Here is a 9,703-nt window from a genome sequence, read left to right as displayed (position 1 = left end):
CGAGCGCGCGCTCACGGGCCGGGCGCCCACCCCTGCCGCGCAGCACGTCCCCACACCGCTGGCCGCGTCGGGCGACGACTTCGTCGAGGGCGGTCCGGCGTACGAGGTCATGTACCTCCTCGACGCCGAGGAGAGCGAGATCCCGGCGCTGCGGCACACGCTCGACGCGCTGGGCGACTCGCTGGTGGTCGTCGGCGGCGACCGGCTCTGGAACGTCCACGTCCACGTCGACGACGTCGGTGCCGCCATCGAGGCGGGTCTGCAGGCCGGTCGGCCCTACCGCATCGCCGTCACGCACTTCGCCGACCAGGTCGCGCGGCAGCAGGGTCGGCAACGGTCGGGCCGGGCCGTGGTCGTCGCCGCCACGGGTGCGGGGCTGGCCGACCTCTGCCGCGAGGCCGGCGCCCACGTGCTCGAGTTCACGCGCGATCGCCCGGTCGACGTCGCCACGATGCTCGAGACCCTGCGCGGCCTCGACGCCGAGGAGGTCGTGGTGCTGCCGAACAACCAGCGCTACGTCGGCCTGTTCGACGCCGCCGCCAAGCAGGTCAGGGCCGACGGCGTCCGCGTCGCGGTCATCCCCACCCACGCGCAGGTGCAGGGGCTCGCGGCCCTGGCCGTCCACGACCCCGGCCGCGACTTCGACGAGGACGTCGTCGCCATGTCGAGCGCGGCGGCGCACACCCAGCACGGCGCCGTCACCGTCGCGGTCGAGCCGGGCATCACCATGGCCGGACCCTGCGAGGCCGGCGACGTGCTCGGCGTCGTGTCGGGAGACTTCGCGGTCGTCGGCTCCGACGTCGCCGAGGTGGCCGACGCGGTGCTCGACCGGCTGCTCTCGCCCACCGCGGAGCTCGTCACCCTCGTCGTCGGCGACGGCGCCGACCACACGGTCGCGCAGACGCTGTCGCGCCGGCTGCGCGAGGAGCGGGTCGACGTCGACGTCGTCGTGTACGAGGGCGGCCAGGAGAACTACCCGCTGTTCGTGGCGGTCGAGTAAGGGGTGCGGTCGTGACCACCAGTCCCGCGGCGACGCCGGGTCCCACGAACCCGCCGGAGCGTCGGCTGCGCTCCGTCGTGGGCGACGCGACGGCCAAGAAGCTCGCGACCCTCGGCCTGGAGACCATCGACGACCTCCTGCGGCACTACCCACGGCGCTACGTGTCGCTGGGGGAGATGACCGACCTCGCGTCGTTGCAGGTCGGGCAGTACGCCACCGTCATGGCGCGCGTCGTCGAGGCGGTCAACAAGCGGTTCGGCCCCGGCGGTCGCAAGACGCGCACCGAGGTGACGCTCACCGACGGCAACGCCCGGCTGACGCTCACCTTCTTCTCCCAGCCGTGGCGCCAGGCCCAGCTGACCCCCGGCACGGTCGGCCTGTTCGCGGGCGAGGTGGGTCAGTTCAACGGCCGGCTCCAGCTGACGCACCCCCTCTACGAGCCGCTCGAGGGCCCCGACGCGCTGGAGGGCCGGATCGCGCGCGGCATCATCCCGATCTACCGGGCGAGCGCGAAGATCCCGTCGCTCGCCATCGAGCGCTCCGTCGAGACGGTGCTGCCCGTCGCCGACGTCGAGGACCCGCTTCCGCAGGACGTCCGCGCCGACCGGGGGCTCCCGTCCGCCGACGTCGCGTTCGAGATGATCCACCGTCCCCGCTCGGACCAGCAGTGGCGCACCGCCCGCGACAGCTTCCGCTTCGAGGAGGCGTTCGTCCTGCAGACGGTGTTCGCGCAGCGCCGTCACGCGGCGCTCGGGCAGACCGCGGTGCCGCGTCGTCGGCGCTCGGGCGGTCTGCGCGACGCCTTCGAGCAGCAGCTGCCGTTCACGCTCACCGACGGGCAGCGTGCGGTGGTCGCGGAGATCGAGGCCGACCTCGCGCGCGAGCACCCCATGCACCGGCTGCTGCAGGGCGAGGTCGGCTCGGGCAAGACCGTCGTCGCGCTGCTGGCGATGCTCCAGGTCGTCGACGACGGCGCGCAGGCCGTGCTGCTGGCGCCCACCGAGGTGCTGGCCGCCCAGCACCACCGCGGCATCACGGCCATGCTGGGGGCGCTCGCCGAGGGCGGCATGCTCGGGGGAGCCGCGGAGGGCACCCGCGTCCGGCTCCTGACGGGCTCGATGGGCGCCAAGGCCCGCAAGGAGGCGCTGCTCGACGCCGCGTCGGGTGCGGCGGGCATCGTCGTCGGCACCCACGCGGTGCTGCAGGAGACCGTCCAGCTCGCCGAGCTCGGCCTGCTCGTCGTCGACGAGCAGCACCGCTTCGGCGTCGAGCAGCGTGCCGTGCTCGTCGACCGCTACGACACCAAGCCGCACGTGCTGGTCATGACCGCGACGCCGATCCCGCGCACGATCGCCATGACCGTGTTCGGCGACCTCGAGACGTCCACGCTCAGCGAGCTGCCGGGCGGACGTCAGCCCATCCAGACCACCGTCGTCCCGGCCGCCGAACGCCCCGACTGGCTCGCGCGGGCGTGGGACCGGGTGCGCGAGGAGGTCGCCGACGGTCGTCAGGCGTACGTCGTGGTCTCGCGCATCGGCGATGGCGACAAGGAGGCGGGGGAGAGGGCGGATCCCGAGGGCCCGCCCACACGGTCGCTGGTCGACCTGCACGAGGAGCTCGCGGCCGGGCCGCTCGCGGGGCTGCGCCTCGGGATGTTGCACGGACGCCAGCACCCGGACGAGAAGGACGCCACGATGACGGCCTTCGCGCGGGGCGAGATCGACGTGCTCGTCGCGACGACCGTCGTCGAGGTCGGCGTCGACGTCCCCAACGCCACCGTCATGGTCGTCGTCGACGCCGAGCGGTTCGGCGTGTCCCAGCTGCACCAGCTGCGCGGTCGCGTCGGCCGAGGCGGGCACGCGGGGCTCTGCCTGCTGGTCACCTCCGCGGAGGACGGCTCGCCGTCGCGGGAGCGTCTCGACGCCGTCGCCTCCACGTCCGACGGGTTCGCCCTGTCGCGACTCGACGCCGAGCAGCGCCGCGAGGGCGACGTGCTGGGCGCGGCGCAGTCGGGGGTGCGCAGCAGCCTGCGGCTGCTCTCGGTCGTCAAGGACGAACAGGTCATCGCCGACGCCCGCGAGGCGGCTACCGCGTTCGTCGAGGCCGACCCGGAGCTGACGACCGCGCCCGACCTGCGGGCCGCGGTCGAGCGCCTCGAGCAGTCGCAGCAGGCCGACTACCTGGAGCGCACGTGACCCGGGTGATCGCCGGGCGCTGGGGCGGTCGACGTCTGCGCACGCCACCGGGCGACGGCACCCGCCCGACGTCGGACCGCGTCAGGGAGTCGCTCTTCTCCTCGCTGCAGTCGCTGTTCGGTGGCCTCGACGGGGTCCGCGTGCTCGACGTATACGCCGGGTCCGGGGCCCTGGCGCTGGAGGCGCTCTCGCGAGGGGCGGCGTCGGCCGACCTCGTCGAGTCCGACCGGCGCGCCGCCCAGGTGGCGCAGCAGAACGCGCGCGAGCTGGGGGCCGAGGCCACCGTGCACCGCACGAGCGCCGCGTCCTTCGCCGCCTCCGCCGCCGGCCCCTACGACCTGGTGATGCTCGACCCGCCCTACGCGGTGGCCACCGACGACGTCGCCGCCGTGGTCGCGGCCCTCGCCCCGTCGCTCTCCGACGACGCCGTGGTCGTCGTCGAGCGGTCCACGCGCACGCCGTTCACGTGGCCCGCGGGGTTCGAGGGGTTCCGCGACCGCGCCCACGGCGAGACCACCGTGTGGTTCGGTGCCCGCTCCGAGGAGTCCTGATAGCGTCGCCGCCGTGACGCGCGTCGTGTGCCCCGGCTCCTTCGACCCGGTGACCAACGGTCACCTCGACATCGTGCGCCGGGCCTCCCGGCTCTTCGACGAGGTGGTCGTGGCGGTCCTCGTGAACGAGAGCAAGAAGAGCCTCTTCTCGCTGGAGGAGCGGATGGACCTGCTCGCCCAGGCCACCGAGGACCTGCCGAACGTGTCGGTGGCGTCGTTCCGCGGTCTGCTCGTGAACTTCTGCACCGAGCACGGGATCAGCGCGATCGTGAAGGGTCTGCGAGCGGTCTCCGACTTCGACTACGAGCTGCAGATGGCGCAGATGAACGGCAGCCTCACCGACGTCGACACCGTCTTCGTCCCGACCAGCCCCGAGTACTCCTTCCTGGCCTCCAGCCTGGTCAAGGAGGTCGCACGCGGCGGCGGTGACGTGAGCGGTCTCGTGCCCGACTTCGTGCTCCAGCGGCTCGACCGGGAGTTCGGCCGAGCCTGAGCCGGCGCCTACGCGTCGTCCTCCTGGTCGGGCAGGATCGGCATGGGCGCGCGCTCGCCTCGCCCGAGCTGCACGCCCCGGCGCACGGCCCGCGCGCCGAACCGGTCGCGGACGGCGTCGAGCGCGGTGTCGAGGCCGGGGTCGGTGGCCGACGTGAGGGGCAGCAGCAGCTGCTCGCCCTGGTCGTCGAGCCCGGACGCCTGGAAGCCGACGAGCGTGAGCCCGCGTCGGGCGATCTCACCGTGACGTCCGCGCAGCAGCTGCAGCGTGGCGTCGAGGAGGACCTGCGTGTGGGCGGTCGGGCGCGGGAGCGTGTGCGAGGCGGTGGAGCTGGTGAAGTCGCCGAAGCGGACGCGGAGGGTGACGGTCGCGGCGGTGCGCCCGGCCGCGCGCAGGCGCCGCGCGACGCGGTCGACCAGGCCCAGGAGCACGATCTCGACGCCCTCGGGGGTGCGCTCGTCGCGGCCGAGGGCGTGCTGCGCGCCCATCGAGCGACGCGACGGTCGCGCCCGTACCGGTCGGGGGTCGTGGCCGGAGGCGAGGGCGTGCAGGTGACCGGCCGCACCGCTGCCGACGAGGGTGGCGAGCTCGCCGGGCTGCATGCGGGCGACGTCGGCGATGGTGCGCACGCGGGCGGCGTGCAGCTTCTCCGTGGTGCGGGGCCCGACGCCCCAGAGCGCCTGGACGGGCAGGGAGAGCAGGAAGCGGCGTTCGTCGTCGAGCGGGACGACCAGGAGGCCGTCCGGCTTGGCCATCGCGCTGGCCACCTTGGCGAGGTACTTGGTGCGCGCGACGCCCACCGAGATCGGCAGCCCCACGCGTTCGCGCACCTGCTCGCGCAGTGTGGTGGCGATCTGCGACGGCGCGCCGCGGATACGTCGCAGCCCGCCGACCTCCAGGAACGCCTCGTCGATCGAGACCCCCTCCACCAAGGGCGTGGTGTCGGCGAAGACCGCGAACACCGCGCGACTCGCCTCGCTGTACGCGTGCGGCCTGGGCGGCACGACCAGCAGGTCGGGGCAGAGCCGCAGCGCCCGCCGCAGCCCCATCGCGCCCTTGACGCCGTGCGCCCGCGCCTCGTAGCTGGCGGCCATCACCACCCCGCCGCCCACGGCCACCGGCCGCCCCCGCAGGCTCGGGTCGTCGCGGATCTCGACGGAGGCGAAGAAGCTGTCGAGGTCGGCGTGCAGCACCGTCCCCTCCCGCTCCGCCGACGTCTGCACCTGCGCATCCTCCCAGCCCCCACCGACAGTCCGCCGGTCGGAGATTCCCAGGTCGACCTGGGAACCTCCCGTCCAGGCATGGTTTCCTCAGCCGCGCACGGAATGCTCTCCATGCGCGGCTGAGATTCCCGTGCTTGACGGTCCGTGCGCGGAGATTCCCAGGTCGACCTGGGAATCTCCCACCAGGCACGGCTTCCTCAGCCGCGCACGGAAAGCTCTCCGTGCCTCGCTGAGATTCCCGTGCCTCGTCCGCGCAGCGCCCGTCCGGCCCCCACGGCTCGACGGGTGGGGGAGCGATTGGTGTCGCGTGACCTGCACCGGTTATGATGGACGGCGGCCTGGAAACAGGCCGTGATCTGTTGTGCACCTCGACGGACGGACGTGACCGTGCAACCGGGCCCCTTGGTCTTCGACACCCAGGTTCTGGGTCGTCGACCTGGGACCGAACGTACCTTCACCCGCACCGTGGCGGCGCCGGCGGATCTGGGCCACGACGTCTACGGCGTGCCCGAGGACTCGCCCATCGATCTCGAGCTCCGGCTCGAGGCCGTCATGGACGGGGTGCTGGCCACCGGCACCGCCTCGGCGCGCGTGGTGGGCGAGTGCGTCCGCTGCCTGGACGTCCTCGACGACACCGTCGTGGTGGACCTGCAGGAGCTGTACGTGTATGACCCGATCGGCGCCGGTGACGGTGCCGAGGAGGACGGGGAGGAAGACGAGCTTCCGGCCCTCGAGGACGACTTGCTCGACCTCGAACCCGTCCTGCGGGACGCGGTGGTGCTCGCACTGCCGCTCAACCCCGTGTGTGATCCGGAGTGTCCGGGACTGTGCCCCGAGTGCGGGGCGCGACTCGCGGACGATCCAGACCACACACACGGCGATCCGATCGACCCCCGGTGGGCGTCGTTGAGCCGGCTGACCCAGAACCTCCCGGGCGACGTCCCGGGGCCGAACAAGGAGTAGATCGTGGCCGTTCCGAAGCGGAAGATGTCGCGCAGCAACACGCGCCACCGCCGGTCGCAGTGGAAGACCACGGCGACCACCCTCGTCGACTGCGCCAACCCCGCCTGCGACTCCAAGGTCGTCCCGCACCGTGCGTGCGGCGAGTGCGGACAGTACGGCGCGCGTGGCGAGCGTCGCCAGGTCCTCTGATCCTCAGGGCCACGAGGCCCTGAAGGAGGTGCTCGGCGTCCCCGACCTGGACGCCGAGCTGCTGGAGCACGCCCTCACGCACCGTTCGTACGCGTACGAGAACGGGGGCCTGCCCAACAACGAGCGCCTGGAGTTCCTGGGCGACTCGGTGCTGGGGCTCGTCGTCACCGACGCGCTCTTCACCAACCACCCCGACCTCGCCGAGGGCCGGCTCGCGAAGCTGCGTGCTGCCGTCGTGAGCGCGAAGGCGCTCGCGGAGGTAGCGCACACGCTCGACCTGGGCTCGCACCTGCGCCTCGGACGGGGCGAGGAGGCCACCGGCGGTCGGAACAAGTCGTCGATCTTGTCCGACACCGTCGAGGCGGTGATCGGTGCCGTGTACGTGCAGTTCGGCATCGAGCGCGCGTCGCAGGTCGTTCACGCCGTGTTCGACCCGTTCATCGCCCGCGCGGCCGACCTCGGCGCCGGGCTGGACTGGAAGACGTCGCTGCAGGAGATCGCCGCCAACCACGACCTCGGCGTCCCCCGCTACGTCCTCGAGAGCGAGGGCCCCGACCACGACAAGACGTTCACGGCGTCCGTGGTGGTGGGCGAGCAGCGCTACGACGGCGGCACCGGGCGTTCGAAGAAGGAGGCCGAGCAGCAGGTCGCCGAGATCGCGTGGCGTGCCATCACCGCCGAGGTGACCCCGGCCGACGCCGTCGAGGTCTGACCGGTCCGTGCCTGAGCTCCCCGAGGTCGAGGTGGTCCGCCGCGGCCTCGACACGCACGTCGTCGGCCGCACGATCGTCGCCGTCACGGTGCACGACGTCCGGTCCCTCAAGCGGCACCTGCCCGGCGCCGCCGACTTCGTCCCGCGTCTCGTCGGTCGACGGTTCGACGCGGCACGGCGTCGCGGCAAGTACCTCTGGCTCGTGCTCGACGGCCAGGAGGCCCTGCTCTGCCACCTCGGCATGAGCGGACAGATGCTCATCAGCGACGCCGACGCGCCGCCGCCGCGACACCTGCGGATCGTGCTCGACCTCGACGACGGCCGTCAGCTGCGGTTCGTCGACCAGCGGATCTTCGGCGGCATGATGCTGGCCGACGTCGACGAGGAGCAGGTGCCTGTCACGATCGGGCACATCGCGCGCGATCCGCTCGACCCGCGGTTCGACCGCGACCTCTTCGCCACGCGGCTGCGTCGTCGGCGCACGGGCGTCAAGCGGGCCCTGCTCGACCAGACGCTGATCTCCGGCGTCGGCAACATCTATGCCGACGAGTCGCTGTGGCGCGTGCCGCTGCACTATGCCCGCGCGACGGAGAACCTGCGCGCCAAGGAGGTCGACGCGCTGCTCGGCCACGTCGTCGACGTCATGGGCGAGGCGCTCGAGCAGGGCGGCACGTCCTTCGACGCGCTGTACGTCAACGTGAACGGCCAGAGCGGCTACTTCGACCGGTCCCTCGCCGCGTACGGGCAGGAGGGCGAGCCGTGCCCGCGGTGCGGGACGCCGATCCGCCGCGACGCCTTCATGAACCGCAGCTCCTTCACCTGTCCCCGCTGCCAGCCCCGGCCTCGCAACGGCCGCTTCTGAGCCCGTTCCGGTGGCGCTGATTCCCATGCCGTGAGGGAATCAGGGTGAGTCAGCGTTCCTTGCGCGGACCGAACGTTCGCCCGGCTGTGGGCCTCACGTGTGGTCGCCGGTGACGACCACCATGTCCGTCGACCTCACCGCGGGCTCGGCCAGGACCGCGTCGAGAGCGGGCAGGACGCCGTGGACGTCGGAGAGCACCGCGACCGAACGGGTCATGACCTCACTGTGCTGCGACCCACGCCGCAGGGTCGGGGCGCTTCGGTAGCCTGCGTCCCGTGGAGAGTCCCTACGGCATCGAGGCGCGCGCCCGGGTCGTGGCGGAGCCGACGAAGCGGGCAGGGCGCACGCCGTTCGAGCGCGACCGCGGCCGCGTCGTCCACTCCGCCGCACTGCGCCGGCTGTCGGCGAAGACGCAGGTCATGGGGGCCGGGTTCGACGACTTCGTGCGCAACCGGCTCACCCACACTCTCGAGGTGGCGCAGGTGGCGCGCGAGCTGGGCGCCTCGCTCGGCTGCGACCCCGACGTCGTCGACTGCGCCGCCCTCTCCCACGACGTCGGGCACCCGCCGTTCGGCCACAACGGCGAGGCCGCGCTCGACGAGGCGGCGGCGGACGTCGGCGGCTTCGAGGGCAACGCGCAGACGCTGCGGATCCTGACCCGCCTCGAGGCGAAGACGGTCGACGGCGCGGGCCGCAGCGTCGGGCTGAACCTCACGCGCGCGACGTTGGCCGCCTGCGTCAAGTACCCGTGGGCACGCGGCGAGGCGCCCGGGGGCGGCCCGAAGTTCGGCGTCTACGCCGACGACCGACCCGTCTTCGACTGGCTGCGGGCCGGCGCTCCGGCGTGGCGTCGCCCGATCGAGGCGCAGGTGATGGACCTCGCCGACGACATCGCCTACTCCGTGCACGACGTGGAGGACGCGGTCGTGGGTGGCTGGTTCAGCCTGCTGCCCGGACGGCTCGACCTCGACGGGGTGCACGCCGTCGCCCGCGACTGGTACGACGCGAGCGCCGACGACGACCGGCTCGGGGGCGCGCTGGAGCGGCTGCGGGCGTTGCCGGAGTGGCCGCGCGCCGAGTTCGACGGCAGCCGCGAGGCCCTCGCCGTGCTGAAGAGCCTGACGAGCGCGCTCATCGGCCGGTTCGCCGTGAGCGCGCAGCGTGCCACCGTCGAGCGGTGGGGGCCTGGACCGCTCACCCGCTACACCGCCGACCTGGAGGTGCCGCAGGCCACGCGCGACGAGATCACCGTCCTCAAGGCCGTGGCCGCGCACTACGTGATGCTCGCCGACGACCGGGCACGTCAGCTCGCGACGCAACGCGAGGCGCTCGGCGCACTCGTGGCGCGTCTCCTCGCGACGGGGGAGGAGCACCTCGAGCCGGAGTTCCGTGCCGACCTGCGTCGTGCCACCGACGACGCCGCCCGCACACGCGTCGTCATCGACCAGGTGGCGAGCCTGACCGACGGGTCGGCGAGGCTGTGGGCCGACCGGCTCCTCGGTTGACGCCCACCGC

Annotated in this window: 10 protein-coding genes and 1 pseudogene; 9 read left to right on the top strand and 2 right to left on the bottom strand. The window is 73.1% G+C overall.

All coding sequences use genetic code 11. The features are described from left to right. The 4 genes and pseudogenes from A6Q79_RS04735 to coaD form a co-directional block, all read left to right on the top strand. Positions 1-1,000: pseudogene (locus A6Q79_RS04735) on the top strand (Dak phosphatase); the annotation flags it as partial. An 11-nt stretch (positions 1,001-1,011) separates the two neighbouring features. Further along, complete coding sequence (locus A6Q79_RS04730) at positions 1,012-3,195, top strand: ATP-dependent DNA helicase RecG (protein WP_286689448.1); 2,184 nt, start codon at positions 1,012-1,014, stop codon at positions 3,193-3,195. Next, positions 3,192-3,746, top strand: coding sequence for a 16S rRNA (guanine(966)-N(2))-methyltransferase RsmD (gene rsmD / locus A6Q79_RS04725; RefSeq protein WP_286689447.1), 555 nt, complete (start codon positions 3,192-3,194; stop codon positions 3,744-3,746). The genes A6Q79_RS04730 and rsmD overlap by 4 nt, the downstream gene beginning before the upstream one ends. Before the next feature lie 13 nt (positions 3,747-3,759). Continuing rightward, positions 3,760-4,239 (top strand): pantetheine-phosphate adenylyltransferase, encoded by a 480-nt coding sequence (gene coaD, locus A6Q79_RS04720; RefSeq protein WP_286689446.1) that lies wholly within the window; start codon positions 3,760-3,762, stop codon positions 4,237-4,239. A gap of 8 nt (positions 4,240-4,247) precedes the next feature. Here the strand turns inward: coaD and dinB are convergent, their stop codons facing one another. Next, positions 4,248-5,462, bottom strand: a complete 1,215-nt coding sequence (dinB, locus tag A6Q79_RS04715; protein WP_317696717.1) for a DNA polymerase IV — start codon at positions 5,460-5,462, stop codon at positions 4,248-4,250. 465 nt (positions 5,463-5,927) lie between these two features. Between dinB and A6Q79_RS04710 the strand changes: the two genes are divergently transcribed. Genes A6Q79_RS04710 through mutM form a run of 4 tightly spaced genes read left to right on the top strand, consistent with a single transcriptional unit; the run spans position 5,928 to position 8,188 of the window. After that, complete coding sequence (locus tag A6Q79_RS04710; RefSeq protein WP_317696714.1) at positions 5,928-6,425, top strand: DUF177 domain-containing protein; 498 nt, start codon at positions 5,928-5,930, stop codon at positions 6,423-6,425. A 3-nt stretch (positions 6,426-6,428) separates the two neighbouring features. Beyond that, positions 6,429-6,614: a 50S ribosomal protein L32 gene (gene rpmF / locus A6Q79_RS04705; protein ID WP_055965465.1), complete on the top strand. Its 186-nt coding sequence runs from the start codon at positions 6,429-6,431 to the stop codon at positions 6,612-6,614. 19 nt (positions 6,615-6,633) lie between these two features. Then, positions 6,634-7,326, top strand: a complete 693-nt coding sequence (gene rnc / locus A6Q79_RS04700) for a ribonuclease III (RefSeq protein ID WP_353681404.1) — start codon at positions 6,634-6,636, stop codon at positions 7,324-7,326. 7 nt (positions 7,327-7,333) lie between these two features. Continuing rightward, positions 7,334-8,188 (top strand): bifunctional DNA-formamidopyrimidine glycosylase/DNA-(apurinic or apyrimidinic site) lyase, encoded by an 855-nt coding sequence (gene mutM, locus A6Q79_RS04695; protein WP_286689443.1) that lies wholly within the window; start codon positions 7,334-7,336, stop codon positions 8,186-8,188. Between the two features lie 93 nt (positions 8,189-8,281). Here mutM and A6Q79_RS04690 read toward each other — a convergent pair whose 3' ends face one another. Beyond that, positions 8,282-8,404, bottom strand: coding sequence for a hypothetical protein (locus tag A6Q79_RS04690; RefSeq protein WP_286689442.1), 123 nt, complete (start codon positions 8,402-8,404; stop codon positions 8,282-8,284). Between the two features lie 59 nt (positions 8,405-8,463). On the opposite strand from A6Q79_RS04690, the gene A6Q79_RS04685 reads away from it, so the two are divergent. Next, positions 8,464-9,693, top strand: a complete 1,230-nt coding sequence (locus A6Q79_RS04685) for a deoxyguanosinetriphosphate triphosphohydrolase (RefSeq protein WP_286689441.1) — start codon at positions 8,464-8,466, stop codon at positions 9,691-9,693. Positions 9,694-9,703: the final 10 nt, after the last annotated feature.

Source organism: Aeromicrobium sp. REDSEA-S32_B7, assembly GCF_001626145.1.
Lineage (GTDB): Bacteria > Actinomycetota > Actinomycetes > Propionibacteriales > Nocardioidaceae > Aeromicrobium > Aeromicrobium erythreum.
The sequence above is the reverse complement of the archived record's forward strand: the minus strand, read 5'-3'. Positions and strand labels throughout refer to the sequence as shown.